The following is a 23731-nucleotide window of genomic DNA, read 5'->3' as shown; positions in this document are numbered from 1 at the left end:
CAATCCGTTGCGGCGTTGGCAATTGGCGAAAGCCCAGGCGACATCCAATTTCCCTTGAGGGGGAGATGGCCGGCAGGCCAGAGGGGGGTGGCTTGGCGCCAACGCTTCATCGTTATCAGCCTGCCTTTTGCAGCCCCTTGAACAGAAAAGTCCGGCCCGAACGATAATCATAGTCCGGGTTTTCCCAGGCGATCATCTTGCCAGGGTTGAGCAAGCCTTGCGGGTCCGTCTCACGCTTGAAGGCGAGTTGCACCGCGTCCGTCTGCTTCATGCCGCCCTCTTCCAGCGTGTAGCGGTGCGGGTTGAAGATCGGGCAGCCGTTGTCCTCGTGCAGGCGGATGATCTCGTTGAGCCGCGCCTCGGTGGTGAAGTTGACCAGTGGCAGGCCAAAGCAGGTGATGTTGCCGTCCAGCCGCACGAATTCGAGATGCGAGAACACTTCTCCGGGAAACATCGCGTCCATTTTCTCGACCAGCGCCAGCTGGTTGGGAAAGGGATAGAGCGACTGCAGATAGGTAATGGCTGGGTCGACGCGCAGCGCCCTGAGCGTCGTGTGGTTCCAGGCCAATTCATAGGCCGGCGGCAGGCCCTTTTTCTCCTCCGGCGCGGCAAGGGCGGCGTTGAAGATCACTTCGCCCCCAGCGCGGCGCGTAAAGGCAAGGAAGGCGTCCAGCCCATGCTGCGCCACCATGACGACGCAGATGCTTTGGCCTTCCCTGAAAAATTTCTGGTGGCGTTTGAAATAGAGCTGCGGAACGGGTGCTGCGATCGGCGTGATCAGCTTGGTCAGGATGCCATCCTGGCAGGCCAGCGCATTGCCATAGCGGGCCGCATCCATGAAAGCGTCGAAGCCGACGATGACGTCGATCCACTCATAGGCTGCCGTCAGCGGCATCTCGACCTCTGATATGATGCCATTGGTGCCATAGGCATGGGTCACCTTGTGCAGGTCTTCGCCTGTCAGTTCGAGCACCCTCGGCTCGGCCTCCATCGTCACCACGCGCAAGCGCAGCACATTGCCGAAATCGCGCAATCCGCCGAAATTGATCGAGCCGACGCCGCCAGAACCGCCGGCGATGAAGCCGCCGATCGAAGCGGTGTTGTAGGTGGAGGGCGACAGCCTCAATTCCTGTCCGGAATGCGCCCGTGTCGCCTTGTCGATGTCGGCCAGGATCGCGCCGGGTCCGGTCACCACGCGGCCTGGGCCGATCGACGTGATCTCGTTCATCTCCGCAAGATTGAGCACCACGCCTCCCGACAGGGGCATCGCCTGGCCGTAATTGCCGGTGCCGCTGCCGCGCGGCGTCACCGGCACGCCATGGCGGTGACAGGCGGCAAGCACGCGGAGCAGCTCGGCTTCGGTCTTCGGCGTCACGATCAGGTCGCCGGTGACATGGTCGAGCTGCTGTTTCAGAACCGGGCTGTACCAGTAGAAGTCGCGGCTCTTCTGCTGGACGATGGCCGGATTGTCGTCGAGCTTCATCCCATCGAGATCGCGTTTCAGCGCCGAAACATCCATCATTCCACCATCAACTCGTCGAGTTCGGCATAGTCGGGCAATTGCCGGTCGATCGCGCGTCCGGCGCGTACGACGATGCGATCCGATTCGGGCCGCGACAGCAATTCCGTCCAGCTCCGACCTTTAAACAGCACAAAGTCGGCATCGCCTCCGGCGGCAAGCGTGCCGAAGCCATCGAGCCGCATCACCTTGGCCGGCGTCGCGGTGACCGCCTGCGGCCAGTCGGCGACCGGATGATCGAAATGCAGGATACGTGTCGCCATGCGGTAGACCTCCAGCATGTCGAGATCGCCATAGGCATAGAAGGGATCGCGCGTGTTGTCTGAAGCGACGGCCACCGGAATGCCCCTCGCCTTCATCTCGTGCAGCAGCGTCACGCCACGCCAGCGCGGTGTGGTTTGATCAGCGCGACGATCTTGCAAATAGAGATTGCACATCGGCAGCGACACGATTGCGAGCCCAGCCTTCGCCACCTTGTCCAGCGTGTCCAGCACCTCGAGATCCGGCTGCCGCGCCAGCGAGCAGCAATGGCCGACGAGGATTTTTCCCTCGAAGCCGTTCCACAGTGCCGCCTCGGCGATCTTCTTCAGCGAGATTGCGGCGACATCGTCGGTCTCGTCGGCATGGAAATCGAGATCGAGCCCATGCTTGATCGCTTGCGCGAAAACGTGGTCGAGCAGCTCTTCCAGGTCTGGCACCATATAGGTGACGACGCCAAGCACGCCCTTGGCGGCGGCCACGCGTTTCGCCAGCCTGTCGAACCATTTTTTGTCGCGCACGCCCTCGATGCCGAGCAGGCAGGCACCCTGCAATTTGATGCGACCACGCCATGCCTCGCGCATCGTCTCGAACACCGGCCAGGAGATTTCCTCCTGCGGCGCGACGCTGTCGATATGAGTTCTGAGCGCCCGGGTGCCATGCGCGTAGGCCGAGCGCAGCGAGAAATCCATGCGGCGCGCCACATCCTCGGCGCTCCAGCGGGCAGTGCGGTCGGCCCCCGTAGCGTTCAGAGCGCCCATGAACGTACCGTCAGGATTGGGCTTTCGCGGCCAGATATGGCCCTTGTCGATATGCGTGTGGCAGTCGACGAAACAGGGCAGCACGACACGGCCGCCAAGGTCGATGGCGCCGGCCGATACCTTCGATGCGGCATGCGCAGCGGCGATGCTGGAAATCTTGCCGCCCGCGACGGTGATGTCGGTCAGCGCAAAACCATCTCTGTCGAAAGCCGCGGCAACGCCCGGCGTCAGCGACGCGTGAAGCCGGACATTGGCGAGGTGATAGGGACCGGAGGTTGGTATCAAGGCACTAACGCTCCTGCTTCAGTGCGCTCTCGTGCCAGCGCCGCAGAATGAGATGCGAAATCAGCGACAGTACGAGGAAGATCAGGATGCCGGTAAGTGAAATCAAAAATAGCGCCGCGAAAAGCCTGGGTGCATTCAGCCGGTAGCCGGCCTCGATAATGCGCGAGGCGAGCCCCGACGACTGGCCGGTGGCGCCGGCGACGAACTCGGCCACCACGGCGCCGATCAGCGACAGGCCGCCAGCGATCTTCAGCCCGCCGAGGAAATACGGCATCGCCGCCGGCAGTCTGAGATAGCGCAGCTGCTGCCACCGCGTCGCGCCGTTGAGCTTGAACAGGTCGCGCAGATTGCGGTCGACCGAGTTCAGGCCAAGCGTGGTGTTGGACAGGATCGGGAAAAAGGCGACGATCCAGGCGCACAGCAGAAGTTTGGTCGTCTGATTGTCGACATAAATGTTGATCAGCGGAAAGATTGCCACGATCGGCGTCACCTGCAGCACGATGGCGAACGGGAAGAACGACATCTCCACCCACTTCGACTGCGCGAACAAGACCGCCAGGCCGACGCCGCCGACAACTGCGAGGAGCAGGCTGAGGAAGGTGATGCGCAAGGTGACCAGCAGTGCGGAAAACAGCAGGCCGGCATCGTTGTAGAGCGTTGTCAGCACCACGCCGGGGCGCGGCAGGATGTATTGCGGAATCGCGTTCCACACGCAGATACGGTCCCACAGCCAGATCGCCAGGACCATGATTGCCAGCGGCAGCACCCAGCGGCCGATTCGCTCGAGCCGCTCCTGGCGCACGCGCCGCGCCTCCTCGGGGTCGAGTTTCAACGTGCCGTCAATGACCGTCATGATGCGAGCCCGCAGTTGAATTGATGGCATTGACCAGCACATCCGAGGCCTGCCGGCAAAGGGCCGCATAATCCGGCGAGGTGCGAAACGCCTCGTCGCGCGGATAGGATGCCTCGATGGCGAGTTCGTCGAACACCCTGCCCGGCCGCGCCGCCATGACGACGACGCGGTTGGACAGAAACACGCTTTCGAACACACTGTGGGTGACGAAGACGACGGTGAAGCGTTCGTCTTGCCACAGTTCCAGCAGATCGTTGTTGAGCTTGAAGCGGGTGATCTCGTCGAGCGCCGCGAACGGCTCGTCCATCAACAGCACGCGCGGCTTGGTCACCATGGCGCGCGCGATCGAGACGCGCATCTTCATGCCGCCCGACAGTTCGCGCGGCACGGCGTCTTCGAAACCGGTCAGGTGCACACGCGCCAGCATCTCCGTTATCGCTGGAGCTGCCTTGGCGCGGGAAATGCCCTTCAGCCTGAGCGGCAGCCAGACATTGTCGAAGACGCTGGCCCAGGGCAGCAGCGTCGGCTCCTGAAAGACGAAGCCGATATTCGCGCGGTCGAGCGAACCGCCGCCACGCCAGTCGAGCACACCTGATGTCGGCGTCGACAGGCCGGCAATCAGCCGCAGCGCCGTCGACTTGCCGCAGCCCGATGGTCCGAGCAGGCTCAGGAAATCGCCTTCCCGGATCGTCAGGTCGACATCGCTGAGCGCCGTCACGCCATTGGAAAAGACCTTGCCGACGCCACGCAGCGCCAGCAAGATCGGAGCCATGTCCGAGGCGGGCGTTTGCGCCACCTTTTCCCGCATCATGCCGGGCCGGCCTATTTCTTCAGCTCGAGCCCGACGCCCTTGTTGACGAAGGCCAGCGTGTAGGCCTTCGTGATGTCGATGCCTGCAGGCGTGACCTTGGCCTTGACCATCTTGTCGTAGAAACTCTTGATCCGCGCATCGGTCATGGCGCCGATGCCGAGCTTCTCGGTGTCACCGGAATCGGCAAGGCCGAACTTCTTCATCTGGTCGATCGAGAAAGCGATCTGCTCGTCGCTTATGTCAGGATTGTCTTTCTTGATCAGATCGTTGGCGGCCTTGTTGTCGCCGTAGAGGTACTTGTACCAGCCCTTGGCCGAGCCATCGACGAAGCACTGGACCACCTCGGGCTTCTTGTCGATCGTGTCCTGCATCACCTCGATCGTGGTCGAATAGGTATCCCAACCATAGTCGGCGAGCAGGAACTGGTTCGGCACGAAGCCGCCTTCCTTCTTGACCGCGAACGGCTCCGAAGTGACGTAGCCCTGCTGGATCGACTTCTTGTTGGCGAGGAAAGGAGCGGTGTTGTAGGTGTAGGGAGCGCGCTTTGAAGCGTCGAAACCGAGTTCGATGACCATCCACTGGAAGAAGGTCTGCGCACCTTCATCGCCCAGAATGTACTGCTCGGCGTTCTTCAGGTCTTCCCATTTGTCGAGCCCCTCACCGGGGTGGGACATGATGACCTGCGGATCCTTCTGGAAATCGGCGGCCACGACACGCATCGGAATGCCCTGCTGGACGGCATCGAAGGCCGACAGCAAATTGCCGCCCATGTAGAAATCGATCTTGCCGGCAAGGAGCATCGGCCGGCCGCTGACCTGCGGGCCGCCCTGCATGATGGTGACATCGAGGCCGCAGGCGGCATAGGTGCCATCCGCCACGGCCTGGTAATAGCCGCCATGTTCCGGCTCGGCGAGCCAGTTGGTGCCGAAAGTCACTTTTTCATTCGCCGCCGCGCCCAATGTGCTGGCCGCAAGGAGAGCCACCACCGCGACCGAAATCTTCTGTTTCACGTACATTGACCACCACCCTTTATTTGCACCGGCGCGCTGCGCGCCGTGCTTGACACCAAAGATTCAAGAAGCAAGACACATGCCACCGGCGTCGCGCGCCGGGACCCGCCCGCCTGCACCACAGCCATCTGCGAAAGCCGGAAAGGTCGTGCTGCACCGAAGGGCATCGTGCCTATTTTTTGAACGCCTGTCCACAATCGCACCGGCGACATGCACCGCCATCTTGATGGTGCAATGCATCCGGCCTTAGGCTGGCCATATCCAGGAGATTGCCATGTTCAAGTTCCTCACCCCGAAGTCGATCAAGCCGCCCTTTGCCCGTTACAGCCACGGCGTCGAGGTGGCGGCCGGCAAGCGGCTGGTGCTGTGCTCCGGTCAGGTCGCCATCACGGCGGACGACCAGATACCGGACGACGCCGGCGCGCAGGCCGAACTCTGCTTCAGGAACATCGCGGCGATCCTGAGCGAGGCCGGGCTGGGGCTTGGCGACATCGTGCGCATCAACGCCTATGTCACCGACCGTGCGCATCTGCGGCCCTATATGGAGGTCCGCGACCGGCTGTTTTCGAGCCCGGCGCCGGCCTCGACGCTGATGATCGTTTCCGGCTTTGCCCGGCCCGAATTCAAGGTCGAGGTCGAGGCGATCGCGGCCGGGTGATCGACAGGCCGGGCACACCGCGCTAGGTCTGCCCTGATCATTTGAAGAGGCGTGACATGACCGTAGCAAAAAGACGCGTCTGGTGGGGCGATTACCGGACAACCGAGTATGCCTCGATCGATCCCGAGATGACGATCGCGGTGCTGCCGGTCGCGGCGATCGAGCAGCATGGGCCGCATCTGCCCGTCTCGACCGACACGTCGATCATGAACGGCATGCTCGACACGGTGATCGCACGCCTGCCCGAGGACCTCGATATCCGCATCCTGCCGGTCCAGGCGGTGGGCAAGTCGAACGAGCATCTGCACGCGCCGGGCACATTGACCCTGCCGGCAACGACGCTGATCGAGGCGTGGACCGAGCTTGGCCTGTCGATAGCGCGCGCCGGCGTGCGCAAGCTCATCGTCGTCAATTCCCATGGCGGCAATGAAGAGATCATGGGTATCGTCACGCGCGAACTGCGCGTGCGCGAAAAGATGCTGGCGGTGAAGACCAGTTGGCAGCGCTTTGGCCGTCCGGCCGGCATGTACACCGAACTTGAGGACCGCCACGGCATCCATGGGGGCGACGTCGAGACTTCGCTGATGCTGCATTTCCGGCCGGACCTCGTCGACATGGGCAAGGCCGACAGTTTCGTTTCCAACGTCGCCGACGCGGAGAAGGAATTCGCGCTTCTGCGCCAGACCGGCACGCATGCCTTCGCCTGGATCGCTAGCGATCTCAACGCAAACGGCGTGGTCGGCGACGCCAGCATCGCGACAGCCGAGAAAGGCCGGTTGACCGCGGAATATCAGGCCAATGGCTTCATCAGCCTGGTGCGGGACGTGCGCAAGGCCAAGCTCGCCGAGTGGCTGAAATAGCCGCCTAAATATCGATCTTGAGTGCGAACGGTGTGCCTTCGAAGGCGTCGGCGCCGCGCCCGATCGCTTCGATCGCCTCGATCATGCGGCCATTGCGCTCGAGCAGCGTGTCGGCCACAGCGATCAGCCGTGGATTGGGCGTCGCCGAAGGCGACAGCGCGCGCAGCGTCTGCGCCAGTTCCACCTCGTCGCGTTTCGGCGCCAAAGCCGCGGCGATGATATAGGCCGAGGCGGTCGAGCGGCTGATGCCGGCATAGCAATGCACGACCATCGGCTTTGCGCGGTTCCAGCGGCGCGCGAAATCGAGCAGGTTGCGCACATGCTCCTCGCCCGGCACGGTCATCCCCTCCTGCGCCACGGCGATGTCGTGCATGACCAGATGCAGATGGTTTTCCCGGGGGATTGAGGCTGGTCGAATTACGTCCGTTCCGGCGGCAAGCAGCGACAGCATGCGGTCGGCGCCGGTCCTGGCAACGGTTTCCTCGATCTTCGCCAGCGAGCAGACATGGATCATTGTTTCGAACCTTTCGACCGATCCTCGCGCCGCGACGCCCATTCGGCAAGGGCGGATTCAAGCCTGCGCCATTCCTCCTCGTTTGCCGGCAGGCCGGCGCGCAGGGCATGCGGCCGGTCAGAGAAATGCCGGAGCAGGATGCCACTCTCGCCAAGCGCAGAAAACAGGCCGCCGGCATCGGGCAGGCTGAGATAGCGGAACAATATGGTGCCGCCCGCGACGCGAACGCCGAACCGGCCAAACAGCGCATCAACCCGCACCACCTCATCCGCCAGCGACGCCCGCATCGCATCTTGCCAGCCGAGATCGGCGAGCGCGCGGATGCCGTATTCCAGCGCCGGTCCGGCGACGGCCCACGGCCCGAACTGCATGTGCAACCGTTCAGCCGTCGGCGCATCGGCAAGTGCGAACCCAAGCCGCAGGCCGGCCAGACCAAAGAACTTGCCAAAGGAACGCAGCACGACAATGCCGGCCTGGCCGACGTCGGCGGCGAGGCTGTGTTCGCGTGGACCGACATCCATGAACGCCTCGTCGACGACCAGCAGCCCGCCCTTGGCGCGAAGTCCGTCAGCCAGCATCAGCAGCCGGTCGCGCTCGATGATGCGCCCATCCGGATTGTTCGGATTGACGATGATGGCGAGGTCAGCGTCCGCCAGCGCCGCGAAATCGCTGACCTCGACCACCTCATGCCCGGCAATCGCCGCCGCCCGGGCGTGTTCGGCATAGGTCGGCCCCAGCACCTTCGCCTTACCGGGCCTCACCAGCGAGGCCACGCGCGGCAGCAGGATTTGGGTCCCGGGCGCCGCCACCACGTTTCCCGCGGAAGGCGCGCCATAGGTGTTGGCCGCGATCTCTATCAGTTCGCGCCCACGCGCGGCCTCCGGCAACCGCCACAGAGAGGTGGCGGGCAGGTCGAAAAGCGGGTAGGAGTGCGGATTGATACCGGTCGAGAGGTCGACGAAAGGCAGCACGGCATTGGGGAAAAGCGCCCTTGCCCGGCCAAGACTTCCACCATGGTCCACCGCTCCTTCAAGAAGCTTCATGTCTGTCCTGATCGCTTTCCTGTCATTGGTTGTCGAATTCGCCCTTGGTTATCCCGACTGGCTGTTTCGCGCCATCGGCCATCCGGTGACGTGGTTCGGCAGGCTGATATCCTTTCTCGACTTGAGGCTCAACCGCGCCACTGATCCCGACGCACTGCGTCGTCAACGTGGTGTCCAGGCGCTTTTGGTCATCGTGCTGGTGCCGGCGCTGACAGGTCTTTGCGTGCAGCTCGTTCTGCTCTGGTTCGTCCCCTTGGGATGGATCATTGCCGTCCTTCTGGCAACATCGCTTCTGTCGCAGAAGAGCCTGCATGAACATGTCGAAGCCGTCGCCGACGCGCTCGACAGTGGAGGCCTCGACATGGGCCGCGCCGCCGTCTCGCGGATCGTCGGCCGCGATCCCGAAACGCTGGACCGGGCAGGCGTCTGCCGTGCGGCGATCGAAAGCCTGGCGGAGAATTTTTCCGATGGCATCGTCGCCCCCGCCTTCTGGACCGGCGTTGGCGGGCTGGCCGGCGGCGCCGCCTACAAGGCGGCCAACACCGCCGATTCGATGATCGGCCACCACACCCCGCGCCACGAGGCGTTCGGCTGGGCGGCGGCGCGCTTCGACGATTGGATCAACCTGCCGGCATCGCGGCTGACGGCGCTGCTGATCGTGCTCGCTTCCTTCTTGGTCGAGGGCGCCGACCCCCACTGCGGCTGGCAAGCGGTACGGCGCGACGCGAAAAAACACCGCTCGCCCAATGCCGGCTGGCCCGAAGCGGCCATGGCCGGCGCGCTTGGGCTCGCGCTTGCCGGACCACGCAGCTATGGCGGTGTCATGGTCGACGACATCTTCATGGGCGAAGGCGGCCGCAGCGATGTCGACAGCGGCGATATAAGGCGCGCGCTGCAACTCTACCGTGTCGCTGATTTCCTGCTGATTGGCTTGTTCGGCCTGGTCGCGGTGATCGCTGTTCTGGTTTTTTAAAACTCGATGCCCTGCTGAGCTTTCACGCCCGCCGAGAAATGATGCTTGGTGACGCCCATCTCGGTGACCAGATCGGCAGCCTCGACCAGCGCTGGCTTGGCGTTGCGGCCGGTGATGACGACATGCAGACCCTCGCGCCGGCCCTTCAGCGCCGCAACCACCTTGTCGAGATCGAGATAGTCGTAGCGCAACGCAATGTTGAGCTCGTCGAGCACGACAAGGCTGATCGAGGGATCGTCGATCAATTCCAGCGCCTTGGCCCAGGCGGCTTCGGCGGCGGCGATATCGCGCTTCAGGTCCTGCGTCTCCCAGGTGAAACCCTCGCCCATAGCATGCCAGACCACGCGGTCGCCGAAGGCGGCAAACGCATCCTTCTCGCCGGTGTGCCATTTGCCCTTGATGAATTGCACGACGCCGACGCGCTTGCCGTGGCCGAGCATCCGCAGCGCCAGCCCGAAGGCGGCCGTGGTCTTGCCCTTGCCGGGACCGGTGTTGACGATCAGCAACCCCTTCTCGACCGTCTTGCTCGCAACCTCGGCGTCCTGCACCGCCTTGCGCTTGGCCATTTTGGCGCGATGGCGCTCTTCATCCTTGTCGTCGATATCGGTCATTTCACTTCACCTTGAGCGGTAGCCCCGCCACCATCAGCAGCACCGTGTCGGCAACCGCGGCGACCCGCTGGTTGAGCCGGCCGGCGTCGTCGCGAAAACGCCGCGCCAGTGCATTGTCGGGAACGATGCCTTGCCCGACCTCGTTCGACACCACGAACCACGGTCCGCGCGGCCGCGACAGCACGTCGGCCAGCCGTCGGCACTCCGCCTCGACGTCGTAATCGGCCAGCATGTGATTGGTCAGCCATAGCGTCAGGCAGTCGACAAGCACCGGCCGATCATCCGGCAAGGCCTCCAGCGCTTCGGCAAGGTCGAGTGACGCATCGATGGTCGACCAGCCCTCACCGCGCCGCGAGCGGTGCACCGCGATGCGCTCGCGCATCTCATCGTCATAGGTTTGCGCCGTGGCGACATACGCCCATGGCGGGGGGAATGCCGTCACCAGGGTTTCGGCGTGCGCGCTCTTTCCGGAGCGCGCGCCACCGATGATGAAAGTCAGCTTGCCGCGGTCAGGCAAAGCTGTCGCGCAAGCTGGTCGCCGTGCCGGTGAAGCGCCTGCGCACCACGCCCACGACCGCGCCGAGCACCAGCCAGAACACCAGATTGGTCACCGTCACCGCCACCACGAACTGATGGTGCAGGCCTTCCGGGATAGGCGTCTCGAAACTGTCGGGCTGCGGCGCGCCGACGATATGCGGGACGACGATCAGCAAGACGGCGAAGATGGTCAATGGCAGCGATCTGCGAAACACGATCAGGCCAAGGCCGATAGCGGTCGCCGCGGCCGTTGCCGTCCACCAGATCTGGCGCGCAAGCAGATCGGCCGCCGGCATCGCCGGCAGTTCCGGCTGCAGGCCGAGGCCTGGTGCCAGCGTGAACACGGCAAAGCCGGCCAGCCCCCAGAATACGCCCTGGCGCCAATTGCCGACGCCGCCGGCAAACTCGGAAATCGCGACCAGGACCAGCGCGAAGCCGATGCCGGTGACGATATTGGCAACCACGCTGAAGGCAAAACGCTCGACACCGTCGGCCGGCGCCCAGCCTTCATCTTCCTCCGCCGGTGCCGTGACTTCGGCGGGTGCTGGCGCGGCAGAACTCATCGCATTCCCAGCGGGCGCGACCGTGCTCACCGCATCGTTGCTCGCCGCCGGTGCAGCCGCGTGGTCATGGTGATGGCCGCCGCCGGCCTGTTCGTAGACTTCCGCCTTGAGGATCAGCGGCACTGTCGCATAGGCCTGCATACAGGCGAGAACGACACCCGCCACAAGCCCCGCGATCGCCGCGATGAACACGACGTTGCGAAACAGATTCATGATGTCAGATCCTCGTTAGTGGCAGGGAAACGCCATCGAGTGGCGATAGTCGTGGGCGGCATTGTGGACCGCATCGATATGCGAGAAACCGACAAAGCCGACGACGAACATGCCGAGCAGCGCCGCGAGCGCGAGCTGCATGAAGCGCGACTGCGAGGAGACGGAGGCGCCGAGGGAGACGGAAGCGGTAGTCATGTCTTGTCCTTTCGCCCTCCACCCGAGGGCATCGAAGTCAGTTTCCTGTCGCCGGCAGGTCTCCTGGCTCGCGGATAAGCGCCCTTCCCCACCTTCCCGAGGAAAACCCTCAGTGGCATATGGAGAGGACTACCGCACACAGTTGCGGGGGCAGCCACGGCATTGGACAGGAATTCCTGTCCGCACCGCATTCCCTCTTGGCTCCAAAAAGGAACCGACGACGTTGGTGACTATAGGGAAATTTGCCGCGCGCGGCAAACCAAATTCCGACAGTCGCCAGCGCAGGAGCGTCGTATCGGCGAAGCCGCTCCATCCCGTCCTGATTGACAAATTTTCTAGTCGGGTGTCGGCTCGCAACCCTCACAGGAAGCCAGCCATGCAGCCCAATGCCAGCGAGCGCGAGCCCTACAACGGCCTGACCCGAACCCAGCAGACGCTGCCGTCATCGGCCTATTGGGACCAGGAGAACTATCAGCGTGATCTCGATGCCATCTGGTACAGAAATTGGCTGCTCGTCTGCCGCGAGACCGACCTTGCCCAGCCTTTGGCATTCCGCACCTTCCGCGTCGGTACGCAGGAAATCCTTGTGCTGCGCGACGACGCCAGCGAGTTGCATGCCTTCCACAACACGTGCCGGCATCGCGGTTCGCAGCTTTGCCAGGAAAGCGAAGGACGCCTGAAGGCGCGGCTGATCACCTGCCCGTACCATGCCTGGTCCTATTCGCTGCGTGGCGATCTGGTGCGTGTACCGTCGAAATCGCTGCCTGACGGCTTCGACAAGGCCGACCACCCGCTTTACCGCGTTGTACTCTCGGTGCGGCGGGGCTTCGTCTTCGTCAATCTTGCTGAAGATGCCGCCGGCTCAGTGCAGTCATCCTTCGACCCGGCCTCCGGCGACCTCGGCAACTGGCCGCTGGACACGCTGGTGTCAGGCCATGTGCTGCGCAAGGTGATGAACTGCAACTGGAAGATTTTCTGGGAAAACTTCAACGAGTGCCTGCACTGCCCGGGCGTCCACAAGGACCTGTCGCGGCTGGTGCCGATCTATGGCCGCGGCCTGATGAGCCGGCATGACGATCCCGAATGGACGCGCCATGCAGACAATGATGCGCCGGAATTCTCCGGCGGCCTGCGCGCCGGGGCTGAAACATGGTCGCGTGATGGGCAGACGCATGGGCCGGTTTTCCCCGGCTTGACGCAGGCGGAACGCACCGCCGGCCAGACCTACGCTACCAGCCTGCCCTCGATGTTCATCGTCGGCCATGTCGACTATGTCAGGACCGTGCGGCTGGTGCCGCTCGGTCCCGAACAGACCGAATTGACCGCCGAATGGCTGTTCGCGCCCGAGGCGCTCGCCGCCACCGATATCGACAACATCGTCGCCTTCGGCACACAGGTGCTGGAGGAGGATGCCGCGATCTGCGAGGTCAACCAGAAGGGCCTGCGCTCGATGCGTCATACAGCCGGCGTGCTGATGCCCGAGGAATATGAGCTGCACCGCTTCCACAATCGGGTGCGCGAGCGCCATGCTGAGCTTTCGCTCTGATTTTTTAGAGGGATTTAGGCAGGTAGCGCCAGGTCATGAGGCCACAAAACGCCGCCAGCAGGCCGAGCGTGACGAACACCGATCCCAATCCGAAGAAGGCCAGCACCACCGAATAGACCAGCGGCGGCGTCAATTCGGAAAAGTCGAGATAGGTGCGGTAGACCGCCGCCATCTGCGCGCGTTCATAGGAGCGCACCGAGCGCATGAAGGCGGTCGAGCCCAGCGCGTCGAGCGCGATGGTGAAGAAGGCGCCGCACAACAGGAAGGCGCCGGTCAGCAACGGCTCTGCCGCTCCGACCGTGCCCGCCGCCAGCAGCGACGCCGACATGGCGAAATAGGCAAACGTCATGGTGCGTCGGCCGCCAAAGCGTTTTCCTGCCTTGCCCCAGAAGATCGCCATGAACAGCAGCGCATTGCCGGCCGAGACCAGCAGGCCGCCCGCCAGTTCACCCTCGCCGGTGATCACCATGAACAGCGGTCCATAGACGAAGAACGTCGTCCAGAAGCACGACCGGCCGAAGGCGATCAGCCAGGCGAGCCTGAGCCTTGGCTGCGCCACGAAGCGGCCGATGTTGGCGAGCGGATTTGCCGGCCGCGTCTTGCCCGGGCGGATCGACGGGTTATCGCCCAGCCGGTAGGTCCAGAACAGCGCCAGCAAAGCCATGGCGAAAACCGCCACCGCGCCATGCGCGGCATAGATGCCGAAATGCGCATAAAGGAAAATGCCAAGCGTCGGCCCGCCCGTCCAGGCAACCATCGACCACGCCATGCGCAGCGATTCGGCCTGCATGAAGTCGGTCTTGCGGATGTGGTCCATGATGTAGAGGTTGAGTGTGATCGACAGCGCACTGGCGCCCATGACGCGGCACAGCATGCCGGCGAGTTGTCCAGCGAGCGTGTGGGTGACGAAGAACAGCGAGCCGATGGCGAGCAGGCAGGCGCCTGCCGTGTAGACCCAGCGCCGCGCGAAGCGGCGGATCAGCATCGGCATGAACAAGGTCACCGAGAGGCCGAGCATGGATACGACGGTGTAGAGGATCGAGACGATCTGCTCGTTGTGGAGTATCTCGTAGGCCTGGATCGGGATGACGCTCGACACCATGGCGCGGGCGAAGGACTCGACCGCGTAGAGCGAGGCGAAGGTGCGCGCATCCGCGGCCTTGAGGGCCGGAAGCCAGTTCGGATGGCGCACATGCGTGGACATTGCTTCCCCAAAGCAGAATCGCGGCGTCAAATCTGCCGTGGACATTTCAGGCCCATTAAGAGGAAACCGACGCACACCCGGCAAAAAGCGAAGCCGGTCAAAGGCTTTCCCGCGCTGGCCCAATTCGGCGGCTGGCGCGGGCTCCGCCGCGCGGTCAGGCCAAGGCGACCGGTCTTCTTCTATCCAGTGCAACCGTGATAGTCGTCTTGGAGGGCTGAATCAGATCGCGAGACCATGAGCATCCACACGCCGACCGCACCCGTTCCGCAGCCATCGAAGCGCATCGTTGCCATCGATATTTTGCGCGGCATCGCGCTGATCGCGATGGCAAGCTACCATTTCACCTGGGACCTGGAATTCTTCGGTTACACCGACCCCGGTCTCACCGCCTTCGGCTGGTGGAAGATCTACGCCCGCTGCATCGCCTCGACCTTCCTGTTCCTTGTCGGCGTCAGCCTCTATCTCGCCCATGGCCGACAGATCCGCTGGAACTCCTTCTGGAAACGGTTCGCCATGGTCGCCGGTGCGGCGGTCGCCATCTCGGTCGCCACCCGCATCGCCACGCCTGACGGATTCATTTTTTTCGGCATCCTGCATGAGATCGGGCTCGCCAGCCTGCTTGGCCTCGCCTTCCTGCGCCTGCCGGCGCTGCTGACGCTTGTCGCCGCCGCGCTGGTCATCGCGGCGCCCGTCTACCTGCGCTTCGAGGCACTCGATCACCCTTGGCTGTGGTGGATCGGCCTTTCCGCCGTCAATCCGCGCTCCAACGACTACGTGCCGCTGTTCCCCTGGTTCGGCGCGGTGCTTCTCGGCCTCGGAGTGGCGAAACTCGCTTCCGCTTCCGGCATACGGGCACGCCTGGCGAGCCTCGTGCCGGGCCGCTGGGCCAATCCACTGGTCTTCATCGGCCGCCACAGCCTGGCCTTCTACCTGATCCACCAGCCGCTGCTGATCGGTTGCGTCTGGCTGTTCTCGCAACTGATGCCGGCGCAAGTCGAGCCCCCGCAGGTCAATTTCCTGAAAACCTGCCAGCGCTCGTGCGAGCAGATGCGCAACGCAACCTTCTGTTCGAGCTATTGCGGCTGCATGCTTGATACGCTGCAAGGCGAAGGATCTCTTGATCGGCTCTTCAACAACGACCAGACTGCGGACTTCAGGGCGCATCTGTCCGATCTTGCCGCAACCTGCACAGCCAAGACGGACGACAAGATGACCGAGGGAGGAACACAATGACCGAGCCGAAGCCTGGGATGATACCGTGGCCGCCGGTGATCTACGCTGCCGCGATCGCCATCAGCATCATCCTCGGCATGCTCTATCCCTTGCCCTGGATCGGAGACCTCCTGGGCGACATTCTGTTCGCCGCTGGTTGGGTGGCGTTGTTCGCCGTCGCCGTACTCTGGTTCACCGCGATCCGCACCATGATGCGGGCCAGGACAACGCTCAATCCCAACGCCGTGCCCGATCATCTCGTCACGACCGGCCCCTTTGGCATCACCCGCGACCCGATGTACCTGGCCAACACGCTGCTGTTGATCGGCGTTGCCTTCGTCTCGGGCATCGCCTGGTTTTTCCTGCTTGCCTTCGTCGCCGCCTTCGTCACCCAGAAGGTCGCGATCGAGGGCGAGGAAAAGATATTGGCGGCGAAATTCGGCAAGAAATACCGCGACTATGCCAAGCGGGTGCGGCGCTGGATTTGAGCCAGCGTTAAAGTTGCCAATCTCCCCCTTATCGGGGAGATGTCCGGCAGGACAGAGGGCGCTGTCCCGCCGGCATCTCGAAATTTCGGCTAGGTGTTGACCCCGAGCTCGACCAGCCGCTCGACGCAAGACTCCTCGGCCTGATCGAGTTCGGCCAGCGTCTCCTCGAGGTCCCGGCGCTTTTGCCTGAGGTCCTCGCGCTTTTCCTCGATGCGCTTGATCATCAGCTTGAGCTGCCCGACCTCGCCCGGCGGCTCCTTGTACATCTGGATGATCTCGCGGATCTCGTTGATCGAGAAGCCGAGCCGTTTTCCGCGCATGATTTGCCGGATGAGGTGACGGTCGGAAGGGCGAAACAGCCGCGTACGGCCGCGCCGCACCGGCTGCACCAGTCCCTCGTCTTCGTAAAAACGCAGCGTCCGCGTCGACACGTCGAATTCGCGGGTCAGTTCGGTGATCGAATAATATTCCCGCATTGTCACTCCATGCCGGAATTCCGGGTGATCGCCATGCGGCGTCGCCCATCTGTCCCGAACCAAACCCTTGCCCGCCGGAATCGACGCGGCACCCCGCACGAGCCTCGCACGGCATTTACGTAAAAGTCAATTAAGACGCTTACCGGACGCCGAACCACCAGGTCGCGAGGCCGAGGAAGGCAAAGAATCCAACGACATCGGTAACGGTGGTGACGAAAACCGCCGAAGCGACCGCGGGATCGACCTTGAACCGGTCGAGCAGCAACGGGATCAGGATGCCGGCAAGGGCCGCCACGAACATGTTGATGATCATCGCCGCCGCGATGATGCCGCCCAGATTGGGGTCATGGAACCAGACAGCCGCGACGATGCCGATCAGGATCGCGAAGACGATGCCGTTGATGAAGCCGACGCCCATTTCGCGGCGGATAATGCGGCCGGCATTGTAGATGTCGAGATCCCTGGTCGCCAGCGCCCGCACGGTGACGGTCATGGTCTGCGAACCAGCATTGCCGCCCATGCCGGCCACGATCGGCATCAGCACGGCGAGGGCGACGATATGCTCGATCGTGCGATCGAACAGGCCGATCACCGATGCCGCCAAAAATGCCGTCAGCAGATTGACGAGCAGCCAGGGAACGCGCGAGCGCGAGGTCGCCAGAATGCTGTCGGAGAGCTCCTCGTCGCCGACGCCGCCCATGCGCAGCAGGTCCTCCTCCGCTTCCTGTTGGATGACGTCGACGACGTCGTCGATGGTCAGCACGCCGACCAGCCGCTCGTTCTCGTCGACGACGGCGGCCGACAAAAGGTCGTATTGTTCGAATTCCCGCGCCGCCTCTTCCTGGTCCATGGTGGCCGGGATGGCGTGCCGCGTCTCATGCATGACTTCCTCGACCTTGACCGCGCGCTTGGTGCGCAGGATCTGGTCGAGATCGATGGCGCCCAACAGCTTGAAGGTCGGATCGATGACGAAGATCTGGCTGAAGCGGTCGGGAAGGTTCTTGTCCTCGCGCATGTAGTCGATGGTCTGGCCGATGGTCCAGAAAGGCGGCACCGCGACGAACTCGGTCTGCATGCGCCGCCCGGCGGTCTCTTCCGGGTAGTCGAGCGAACGGCGCAGCCTGATCCGCTCGGTGAACGGCAGTTGCGACAGGATCTCGTCCTGGTCTTCCGGCTCCAGGTCTTCGAGGATGTAGACCGCATCGTCGGAATCGAGTGCCTGCACGGCTTGCGCGATCTGCGCATTGGGCAGGTTATCGACGATATCCATGCGGATCGCCTCGTCGACTTCGGTCAGCGCGGAAAAATCGAAGTCGGCGCCCAGCAGCTCGACCAGCGCGCGCCGCTGTTCGGGGTGCAGCGCCTCGATGAGGTCGCCAAGTTCCGACTGATGCAGGTCGTCGACTTGGCGCTTGAGGGTCAGCGTATCGCGATCGGCGATCGCCGCACCAATCTGGGCAAGGAAGGACGATAGGACGGCACCGTCCTCGCCATAGATATCAGCGTGGTGCTCGTCGGCGGCCCTGGCGCCGGTCGTCCGTTCGTCCTGGCCTTCCACCAGCGCCTCCCGCCATCAGAATCCGGAAAAGGTGCAAATCAGGTCTAGACCATGAGTCCGCAAAGTGGAAACCGGTTTTCGGTCCGGTGCCCATACAAAAGTGACGGCGACCCGGAACGCTTCAACTTCGCAACATGTTCTTCCAACGCACGGGAATTTCAGGCCAAACACATGCTTGCCCGCTCACCGATGCCGAGTTGTCGTGCCCGCGCGAACTGTCGATTTCATCAAAAGCAGGCCACGCTTCGGCTTCCTGCGGCGCGACAGCCGATGTCGCTGGGGAAAGAGCACCCCCGCGCCATTGGAGCAGAATTGTCATGATGCAGGTCCAGGCATCGGCTGGCCCCGCCAGGCCGCAACAAAAAGCCGGAAGCCCTTGAAGATCAGGTCACGGACAGAGAACAAGGCAATCGAAGAGCGGCGCGTTCGCGTGGTCGTGGCCGAACGCAATCCGCTCGTCATATCGGCTCTGCGCGAAATGCTGGACTGCGACGGGCGCTTCGAACTTTTGGCCTCGGTACAAAGCGGCAGGCATTTCCTGGAGCTTGCAGCGGTACAGGAGTTCGATGTCGCCGTGATCGGCTGGAAGCTCTCCGACATGGACGGCGCGGACGTCCTGGCCGAGGTCCAGGGCCGCAAGCTCAACATCCGCATCGCGGTCTTCTCAAATGACCATGACATCGGCATCCTGAAACAGTGTGTGCGCCTCGGCGCGCAAGGCTACTGCTTCCAGTTCGACGATCCCGCCATCATTTTCGACACCATCCTGGCTGTCGCGCACGGCCGCATCTGCATCCCCTATATCGACATCAACAAGGTCAACGACACGCCTCTGTCCCGGCTTACCGTGCGCGAGCGTGAACTGCTGGCGGTACTGTCAGATGGCTGGACCAATTTGCAGATCGCGACCCGGACCGGGATCTCCGAGAATACGGTGAAGTACCATCTCAAGAATCTCTACGACAAGCTGGACGTCCGCAACCGCGCCATGGCGGTCGCGCTCTATTCACGAGAGAGGCGCAGCCAGAAGCAGCCTTTCGGGTAGGGCAACCGGGTAGGCCATACCCACCCGCACGCGGCAAGTTCTTACCCGCCAAGGTATTGTTGACATCAGCCATCGAAACGAAACTCCCCACCACCGCTTTGCTGGGTCAGGAGGAGTTCGCACATGGCCGGTTTCACCCATCTTTTCATTCCCGGGCCGACCAATATCCCCGAACAGGTGCGGCAGGCGATGAACCTGCCGATGGAGGACATGCGCGCGGCCACCTTCCCCGACCTCACCCTGCCACTGTTCGAAGACATCAAAAGCGTCTTCAAGAACGAGACCGGCCGCGTCTTCATCTATCCGTCCTCCGGTACCGGTGCCTGGGAAGCGGCGATGACCAATGTGCTCAGCCCCGGCGACCGCGTTTTGATGTCTCGCTTCGGTCAGTTCTCCCATCTGTGGGTCGACATGGCCGAGCGGCTCGGCTTCGAGGTCGACGTGATCGACTGCGAATGGGGAACCGGCGTTCCGCTTGACCTCTATGCCGAGCGGCTGAAGGCGGACAAGACGCACCGCATCAAGGCGATCTTCTGCACCCAGAACGAGACGGCGACCGGCGTCACCAGCGACGTCGCCGGCTGCCGCGCAGCGCTCGACGATGCGAACCACCCTGCCCTGCTTTTCGTCGACGGCGTCTCGTCGATCGGCTCGATCGACTTTCGCCAGGAAGAATGGGGTGTCGACTGCGCCGTCAGCGGTTCGCAGAAAGGCTTCATGCTGCCGGCCGGCCTCGGCTTCCTGTCGGTCAGCAAGAAGGCGCTCGTGGCTTCCAGAACCGCCACCCACCAGCGCTGCTTCTTCTCCTTCGAGGACATGATCCGCGCCAACGATGCCGGCTATTTTCCCTACACGCCGGCAACACAGCTCCTGCGCGGCCTGCGCGCCTCGCTCGACCTGATCGAGGATGAAGGGCTCGACGCCATCTTCGCCCGTCACCATCGCCTCGCCGAAGGCGTGCGCAAGGCGGTCGATGCCTGGGGCCTGAAGCTCTGCGCCAAGGCGCCGAAATGGCATTCGGACACGGTCAGCGCCATCCTCGTGCCTGATGGCATCGACAGCGGCGACGTCGTCAAGCGCGCCTACCAGGCCTACCAGACGTCGCTCGGCGGCGGCCTCAACAAGGTGTTCGGCAAGGTTTTCCGCATTGGCCATCTCGGCTGGCTCAACGAGGTGATGGTGCTGGCCTCGCTGTCGTCAGCTGAAATGGCGCTGCTCGATTGCGGCGTGCGGCTGGCGCCGGGCTCCGGCGTCGGTGCCGCCATCCAGCATTTCCGCGCCTCGGCGGCAATGCCGGTCGCCGAAGCGGCCTGAAGGGACAGAAGATGAGCCACACCATCAACCACCTCAAGAAACTCAGGCTCCAGCGCAGCGAGCTGGCGGTTCCCGGCTCCAGCCCGGAGATGATCGACAAGGCGGCCAACAGCGCCGCCGACTTCGTCTTCCTCGACATCGAGGACGCTGTCGCCCCGCCCGACAAGGAACGCGCCCGCAAGAACATCATCCAGGCCCTGAACGACATCGACTGGCGCGCCAGGGGCAAGACCGTATCGGTGCGCATCAACGGCCTCGACACCCATTACATGTACCGGGACGTCGTCGACGTGATGGAACAGGCCGGCGACCGGCTGGACACCATCCTGGTGCCGAAGGTCGGCGTGCCGGCCGACCTCTATATGGTCGAGGCCATGGTCAACCAGATCGAGATGGCCAAGGGATTCAAGACCCGTGTCGGCCTGGAAGCGCTGATCGAGACCGCGCTCGGCATGGCCAATGTCGAGGCGATTGCCGCGACGCCAGGCCGGCTGGAAGCCATGCATTTCGGTGTTGCCGACTATGCCGCCAGCAACAAGGCACGCACCGTCAATATCGGCGGCCTCAACCCCGACTATCCCGGCGACCAGTGGCATTTCGCGCTGTCGCGCATGACCGTCGCCTGCCGCGCCTATGGGTTGCGCGCCATCGACGGGCCGTTCGGCGATTTCTCCGATCCGGAAGGCTACAAGGCGGCCGCCAGGCGCGCGGCCGCACTCGGTATCGAAGGCAAATGGGCGATCCATCCCTCGCAGATTGCCTTGGCCAACGAGATGTTCTCGCCGCCGGAGAAGGAAGTCACGCGCGCCCGCCGCATCCTCGAAGTGCTGAAGGAAGCCGAGGCGCAGGGCAAGGGTGCTGCCGCGCTCGACGGCAAGATGATCGACGCCGCATCGGAACGCATGGCGCGCAACGTGCTGGTGGTTAATGACGCCATCGAACGCGCCGGCCAGCTTAACTAGCCAACGAGAACCGCGCGTCGCGGCACTTCGACGATTTGGGGAGGAGAAAAAATGGACATCCACGAATATCAGGCCAAGGAACTGCTCGCCCGGCATGGAGTGCATGTGCCGCGCGGTGGCCTGGCTTACAGTCCCGAACAGGCGACCTACCGGGCGCGCGAGATCGGCGGCGGCAAATGGGTGCTGAAGGCGCAGGTTCATTCCGGTGCCCGTGGCAAGGCCGGTGGCATCAAGCTTTGCGCCAATGACGAGGAGATCTCCAGCGCCGCCGAAGCCATGCTCGGGCGCAAGCTGGTGACCCACCAGACCGGCCCGCGCGGCAAGCTGATCTCGCGCCTCTATCTGGAGGAAGCCGTCGACATCGCGCAGGAGCTCTATCTCGGCTTCGTGCTCGACCGCAAGGAAGAGCGCGTCATGATCGTCGCCTCGGCCGCCGGCGGCATTGAGATCGAGGAGATTGCCGAAAGAGCGCCGGATTCCATCATCCGTGCCACCGTCGATCCGGGCGTCGGCATGCAGCGCTTCCAGGCGCGCGAGATCGCCTTCGGGCTCGGGCTGGAGGACAGCCTGATCGGCAAGGCGACCGAGACCATCTTCAGCTGTTACCAGGTGTTCCGCGACTACGACGCCTCGATGCTGGAGATCAATCCGTTGGTGGTGACCCGCGACGGCAGCCTGGTCGCCCTCGACGCCAAGATGTCGTTCGACGAGAACGCGCTGTTCCGGCGGCCCGAAATCTCCGAATTGCGCGACAAGAGCCAGGAAGACCCGCGCGAAACCTTCGCCAGCGACCGTGGCCTCTCCTATGTCGGCCTCGACGGCAATATCGGCTGCATCATCAACGGCGCCGGGCTCGCCATGGCGACCATGGACATGATCAAGATCGCCGGCGGCGAGCCGGCGAACTTCCTCGACATCGGCGGCGGCGCTTCGCCCGAGCGGGTGGCGAAATCCTTCCGCGCCGTGCTCGGCGACAAGAATGTCGAGACCATCCTGGTCAACATCTTTGCCGGCATCAACCGTTGCGACTGGGTCGCCGAGGGCGTCATCAAGGCGATCCGCGAGGTCGGCGTCAACGTGCCGCTGGTGGTGCGGCTTTCCGGCACCAGGGCCGAGGAAGGGCGCAAGATCCTGGCCGATTCCGGCGAGGCGGTGATCGTCGCCGACACGCTCGCCGAAGCCGCCGAAAAAGCCGTCGCCGCGTGGCGCGCGGCCACCAAGAAAAAAGCAGCCTGAGGGAGGACAGAAAAATGGCAATCCTGCTCAACCGCAGCACGCGCGTCATCGTGCAAGGTTTCACCGGCAAGATCGGCAGTTTCCATGCCGAGGACATGAAGCGCTACGGCACCAAGCTCGTCGGCGGCGTCACCCCCGGCAAGGGCGGCCAGACGCATCTTGGCCTGCCGATCTTCAACACCGTCAAGGGCGCGGTGCGCGAAACCCGCGCCGAGGCGAGCATCGTCTTCGTGCCGCCGCCCTTCGCCGCCGATTCGATCATGGAGGCCGCGGATGCGGGGATAAAGCTCTGCGTCTGCATCACCGACGGCATCCCCTCGCAGGACATGATGCAGGTCAAGCGCTACATGCGCCGCTACCGCTTCGAGGACCGCATGCGGCTGGTCGGGCCGAATTGCGCCGGCATCATCACGCCCGGACAGGCGCTGATGGGCATCATGCCCGGCTCGATCTACCTTCCTGGCCGCGTCGGCATCGTCGGCCGCTCGGGCACGCTGGGCTACGAGGCCGCCTCGCAGATGAAGGCGCTCGGCATCGGTGTATCGACCAGCGTCGGCATCGGCGGCGATCCGATCAACGGCTCCTCCTTCAAGGACGTTCTGAAGCTGTTCGAGCAGGATGACGAAACCGACGCAGTGGTGATGATCGGCGAGATCGGCGGACCGCAGGAAGCGGAAGCCGCGATCTGGGCGCGTGACAATATGCGCAAGCCTCTGATCGCCTACATCGCCGGGCTTTCGGCCCCGAAAGGCCGCCGCATGGGCCATGCCGGCGCCATCATCTCGGCCTTCGGCGAGTCGGCGCAGGAGAAGGTCGAGATCCTGAAAGAGGCCGGCGTCATCATCGTGCCGACGCCGTCGTCCTTCGGCGATGTGGTGGCCGATACGCTGGAGCGAACGAAGAAGGCGGCCTAACCTTCACCAACAAGCGGCCGCGGGCCGTTGCCGAGCACGAGGCGGCGCGACTGGAATGCGCCGCCAACGGTCTCTTCCAATCAGCGGCAAGATCGAGTTGCACGACAACCAG

25 protein-coding genes and 1 riboswitch are annotated in these 23731 nt (G+C 63.5%); of the genes, 11 read left to right on the top strand and 14 right to left on the bottom strand.

The window, feature by feature from the left end; translation table 11 throughout:
• Positions 1–115 precede the first annotated feature (115 nt).
• The 5 genes from FJ941_RS01650 to FJ941_RS01630 are packed head-to-tail and all read right to left on the bottom strand — an operon-like array spanning position 116 to position 5503.
• Positions 116–1519 (bottom strand): FAD-binding oxidoreductase, encoded by a 1404-nt coding sequence (locus FJ941_RS01650; RefSeq protein ID WP_140502777.1) that lies wholly within the window; start codon positions 1517–1519, stop codon positions 116–118.
• Complete coding sequence (locus FJ941_RS01645) at positions 1519–2823, bottom strand: cytosine deaminase (protein ID WP_140502610.1); 1305 nt, start codon at positions 2821–2823, stop codon at positions 1519–1521. The genes FJ941_RS01650 and FJ941_RS01645 overlap by 1 nt, the downstream gene beginning before the upstream one ends.
• 4 nt (positions 2824–2827) lie before the next feature.
• Positions 2828–3676: an ABC transporter permease gene (locus FJ941_RS01640; RefSeq protein WP_140502608.1), complete on the bottom strand. Its 849-nt coding sequence runs from the start codon at positions 3674–3676 to the stop codon at positions 2828–2830.
• Positions 3663–4487, bottom strand: coding sequence for an ABC transporter ATP-binding protein (locus FJ941_RS01635; protein WP_140502607.1), 825 nt, complete (start codon positions 4485–4487; stop codon positions 3663–3665). Before FJ941_RS01635 ends, FJ941_RS01640 begins: the two co-directional genes overlap by 14 nt.
• 11 nt (positions 4488–4498) lie before the next feature.
• Entirely contained in the window at positions 4499–5503 is a 1005-nt protein-coding gene (locus FJ941_RS01630; protein WP_140502606.1) for an ABC transporter substrate-binding protein, read from the bottom strand.
• A 268-nt stretch (positions 5504–5771) separates the two neighbouring features.
• Between FJ941_RS01630 and FJ941_RS01625 the strand changes: the two genes are divergently transcribed.
• Positions 5772–6155, top strand: coding sequence for a RidA family protein (locus FJ941_RS01625; RefSeq protein WP_140502605.1), 384 nt, complete (start codon positions 5772–5774; stop codon positions 6153–6155).
• A 56-nt stretch (positions 6156–6211) separates the two neighbouring features.
• Complete coding sequence (locus FJ941_RS01620) at positions 6212–7015, top strand: creatininase family protein (protein WP_140502603.1); 804 nt, start codon at positions 6212–6214, stop codon at positions 7013–7015.
• A gap of 4 nt (positions 7016–7019) precedes the next feature.
• On the opposite strand, the gene FJ941_RS01615 is transcribed toward FJ941_RS01620, so the two are convergent.
• Both FJ941_RS01615 and cobD read right to left on the bottom strand, forming a co-directional pair.
• Complete coding sequence (locus tag FJ941_RS01615) at positions 7020–7529, bottom strand: tyrosine phosphatase family protein (protein WP_140502602.1); 510 nt, start codon at positions 7527–7529, stop codon at positions 7020–7022.
• Positions 7526–8572, bottom strand: a complete 1047-nt coding sequence (gene cobD / locus FJ941_RS01610) for a threonine-phosphate decarboxylase CobD (protein ID WP_140502601.1) — start codon at positions 8570–8572, stop codon at positions 7526–7528. Before cobD ends, FJ941_RS01615 begins: the two co-directional genes overlap by 4 nt.
• On the opposite strand from cobD, the gene cbiB reads away from it, so the two are divergent.
• The gene (gene cbiB, locus FJ941_RS01605) at positions 8571–9545 is read left to right on the top strand and encodes an adenosylcobinamide-phosphate synthase CbiB (protein WP_140502600.1); all 975 of its coding nucleotides are present in this window, start codon (positions 8571–8573) and stop codon (positions 9543–9545) included. The two genes, cobD and cbiB, sit on opposite strands and share 2 nt — an antisense overlap.
• Here cbiB and cobO read toward each other — a convergent pair.
• The 4 genes from cobO to FJ941_RS01585 are packed head-to-tail and all read right to left on the bottom strand — an operon-like array spanning position 9542 to position 11664.
• The gene (gene cobO, locus FJ941_RS01600; RefSeq protein WP_140502599.1) at positions 9542–10156 is read right to left on the bottom strand and encodes a cob(I)yrinic acid a,c-diamide adenosyltransferase; all 615 of its coding nucleotides are present in this window, start codon (positions 10154–10156) and stop codon (positions 9542–9544) included. The two genes, cbiB and cobO, sit on opposite strands and share 4 nt — an antisense overlap.
• Before the next feature lies 1 nt (position 10157).
• Positions 10158–10673 carry a bifunctional adenosylcobinamide kinase/adenosylcobinamide-phosphate guanylyltransferase gene (cobU, locus tag FJ941_RS01595; protein ID WP_140502597.1) on the bottom strand — a complete coding sequence of 172 codons (516 nt, stop codon included), beginning with the start codon at positions 10671–10673 and terminating at the stop codon, positions 10158–10160.
• Positions 10666–11469, bottom strand: coding sequence for a CbtA family protein (locus FJ941_RS01590; protein ID WP_140502596.1), 804 nt, complete (start codon positions 11467–11469; stop codon positions 10666–10668). The genes cobU and FJ941_RS01590 overlap by 8 nt, the downstream gene beginning before the upstream one ends.
• 15 nt (positions 11470–11484) lie before the next feature.
• Positions 11485–11664: a CbtB domain-containing protein gene (locus tag FJ941_RS01585; RefSeq protein WP_140502595.1), complete on the bottom strand. Its 180-nt coding sequence runs from the start codon at positions 11662–11664 to the stop codon at positions 11485–11487.
• 35 nt (positions 11665–11699) lie between these two features.
• Positions 11700–11898: riboswitch (cobalamin riboswitch) on the bottom strand.
• Between the two features lie 142 nt (positions 11899–12040).
• Between FJ941_RS01585 and FJ941_RS01580 the strand changes: the two genes are divergently transcribed.
• A complete protein-coding gene (locus FJ941_RS01580) occupies positions 12041–13210 on the top strand; it encodes an aromatic ring-hydroxylating dioxygenase subunit alpha (RefSeq protein WP_140502594.1) in 1170 nt (389 codons plus the stop codon).
• A 4-nt stretch (positions 13211–13214) separates the two neighbouring features.
• Here FJ941_RS01580 and FJ941_RS01575 read toward each other — a convergent pair whose 3' ends face one another.
• Positions 13215–14414, bottom strand: coding sequence for an MFS transporter (locus tag FJ941_RS01575; RefSeq protein WP_140502592.1), 1200 nt, complete (start codon positions 14412–14414; stop codon positions 13215–13217).
• A 234-nt stretch (positions 14415–14648) separates the two neighbouring features.
• Between FJ941_RS01575 and FJ941_RS01570 the strand changes: the two genes are divergently transcribed.
• The gene (locus FJ941_RS01570) at positions 14649–15647 is read left to right on the top strand and encodes a DUF1624 domain-containing protein (protein WP_140502591.1); all 999 of its coding nucleotides are present in this window, start codon (positions 14649–14651) and stop codon (positions 15645–15647) included.
• A complete protein-coding gene (locus FJ941_RS01565; RefSeq protein ID WP_140502590.1) occupies positions 15644–16114 on the top strand; it encodes an isoprenylcysteine carboxylmethyltransferase family protein in 471 nt (156 codons plus the stop codon). Before FJ941_RS01570 ends, FJ941_RS01565 begins: the two co-directional genes overlap by 4 nt.
• Before the next feature lie 89 nt (positions 16115–16203).
• Here FJ941_RS01565 and FJ941_RS01560 read toward each other — a convergent pair whose 3' ends face one another.
• Positions 16204–16590: a MerR family DNA-binding transcriptional regulator gene (locus tag FJ941_RS01560; RefSeq protein WP_006203215.1), complete on the bottom strand. Its 387-nt coding sequence runs from the start codon at positions 16588–16590 to the stop codon at positions 16204–16206.
• Positions 16591–16729: 139 nt separating this feature from the next.
• Positions 16730–18148, bottom strand: a complete 1419-nt coding sequence (gene mgtE / locus FJ941_RS01555) for a magnesium transporter (protein WP_140502589.1) — start codon at positions 18146–18148, stop codon at positions 16730–16732.
• Positions 18149–18524: 376 nt separating this feature from the next.
• Between mgtE and FJ941_RS01550 the strand changes: the two genes are divergently transcribed.
• The 5 genes from FJ941_RS01550 to sucD all read left to right on the top strand — a co-directional run bounded on the left by FJ941_RS01550 (position 18525) and on the right by sucD (position 23619).
• Positions 18525–19193, top strand: a complete 669-nt coding sequence (locus FJ941_RS01550; protein WP_140502587.1) for a response regulator transcription factor — start codon at positions 18525–18527, stop codon at positions 19191–19193.
• Between the two features lie 123 nt (positions 19194–19316).
• Positions 19317–20507 carry an aminotransferase class V-fold PLP-dependent enzyme gene (locus FJ941_RS01545; protein WP_140502586.1) on the top strand — a complete coding sequence of 397 codons (1191 nt, stop codon included), beginning with the start codon at positions 19317–19319 and terminating at the stop codon, positions 20505–20507.
• An 11-nt stretch (positions 20508–20518) separates the two neighbouring features.
• A complete protein-coding gene (locus tag FJ941_RS01540; RefSeq protein ID WP_140502585.1) occupies positions 20519–21469 on the top strand; it encodes a CoA ester lyase in 951 nt (316 codons plus the stop codon).
• A gap of 51 nt (positions 21470–21520) precedes the next feature.
• Positions 21521–22705: a malate--CoA ligase subunit beta gene (locus tag FJ941_RS01535; RefSeq protein WP_140502584.1), complete on the top strand. Its 1185-nt coding sequence runs from the start codon at positions 21521–21523 to the stop codon at positions 22703–22705.
• A gap of 14 nt (positions 22706–22719) precedes the next feature.
• Positions 22720–23619, top strand: coding sequence for a succinate--CoA ligase subunit alpha (gene sucD, locus FJ941_RS01530; RefSeq protein ID WP_140502582.1), 900 nt, complete (start codon positions 22720–22722; stop codon positions 23617–23619).
• Positions 23620–23731: the final 112 nt, after the last annotated feature.

The sequence above is a fragment of the Mesorhizobium sp. B2-3-13 genome (genome assembly GCF_006442195.1).
GTDB lineage: Bacteria > Pseudomonadota > Alphaproteobacteria > Rhizobiales > Rhizobiaceae > Mesorhizobium > Mesorhizobium salmacidum.
The sequence above is the reverse complement of the archived record's forward strand: the minus strand, read 5'-3'. Positions and strand labels throughout refer to the sequence as shown.

Bases quoted from the DNA above. Each gene is read 5' to 3' on its own strand.
- FJ941_RS01650 (WP_140502777.1), bottom strand. From the start codon at position 1,519: ATGGATGTTTCGGCGCTGAAACGCGATCTCGATGGGATGAAGCTCGAC.
- FJ941_RS01640 (WP_140502608.1), bottom strand. From the start codon at position 3,676: ATGACGGTCATTGACGGCACGTTGAAACTCGACCCCGAGGAGGCGCGG.
- FJ941_RS01635 (WP_140502607.1), bottom strand. From the start codon at position 4,487: ATGATGCGGGAAAAGGTGGCGCAAACGCCCGCCTCGGACATGGCTCCG.
- FJ941_RS01630 (WP_140502606.1), bottom strand. From the start codon at position 5,503: ATGTACGTGAAACAGAAGATTTCGGTCGCGGTGGTGGCTCTCCTTGCG.
- FJ941_RS01625 (WP_140502605.1), top strand. From the start codon at position 5,772: ATGTTCAAGTTCCTCACCCCGAAGTCGATCAAGCCGCCCTTTGCCCGT.
- FJ941_RS01620 (WP_140502603.1), top strand. From the start codon at position 6,212: ATGACCGTAGCAAAAAGACGCGTCTGGTGGGGCGATTACCGGACAACC.
- FJ941_RS01615 (WP_140502602.1), bottom strand. From the start codon at position 7,529: ATGATCCATGTCTGCTCGCTGGCGAAGATCGAGGAAACCGTTGCCAGG.
- cbiB (WP_140502600.1), top strand. From the start codon at position 8,571: ATGTCTGTCCTGATCGCTTTCCTGTCATTGGTTGTCGAATTCGCCCTT.
- cobD (WP_140502601.1), bottom strand. From the start codon at position 8,572: ATGAAGCTTCTTGAAGGAGCGGTGGACCATGGTGGAAGTCTTGGCCGG.
- cobO (WP_140502599.1), bottom strand. From the start codon at position 10,156: ATGACCGATATCGACGACAAGGATGAAGAGCGCCATCGCGCCAAAATG.
- FJ941_RS01590 (WP_140502596.1), bottom strand. From the start codon at position 11,469: ATGAATCTGTTTCGCAACGTCGTGTTCATCGCGGCGATCGCGGGGCTT.
- FJ941_RS01585 (WP_140502595.1), bottom strand. From the start codon at position 11,664: ATGACTACCGCTTCCGTCTCCCTCGGCGCCTCCGTCTCCTCGCAGTCG.
- FJ941_RS01580 (WP_140502594.1), top strand. From the start codon at position 12,041: ATGCAGCCCAATGCCAGCGAGCGCGAGCCCTACAACGGCCTGACCCGA.
- FJ941_RS01575 (WP_140502592.1), bottom strand. From the start codon at position 14,414: ATGTCCACGCATGTGCGCCATCCGAACTGGCTTCCGGCCCTCAAGGCC.
- FJ941_RS01570 (WP_140502591.1), top strand. From the start codon at position 14,649: ATGAGCATCCACACGCCGACCGCACCCGTTCCGCAGCCATCGAAGCGC.
- FJ941_RS01565 (WP_140502590.1), top strand. From the start codon at position 15,644: ATGACCGAGCCGAAGCCTGGGATGATACCGTGGCCGCCGGTGATCTAC.
- FJ941_RS01560 (WP_006203215.1), bottom strand. From the start codon at position 16,590: ATGCGGGAATATTATTCGATCACCGAACTGACCCGCGAATTCGACGTG.
- FJ941_RS01545 (WP_140502586.1), top strand. From the start codon at position 19,317: ATGGCCGGTTTCACCCATCTTTTCATTCCCGGGCCGACCAATATCCCC.
- FJ941_RS01540 (WP_140502585.1), top strand. From the start codon at position 20,519: ATGAGCCACACCATCAACCACCTCAAGAAACTCAGGCTCCAGCGCAGC.
- FJ941_RS01535 (WP_140502584.1), top strand. From the start codon at position 21,521: ATGGACATCCACGAATATCAGGCCAAGGAACTGCTCGCCCGGCATGGA.
- sucD (WP_140502582.1), top strand. From the start codon at position 22,720: ATGGCAATCCTGCTCAACCGCAGCACGCGCGTCATCGTGCAAGGTTTC.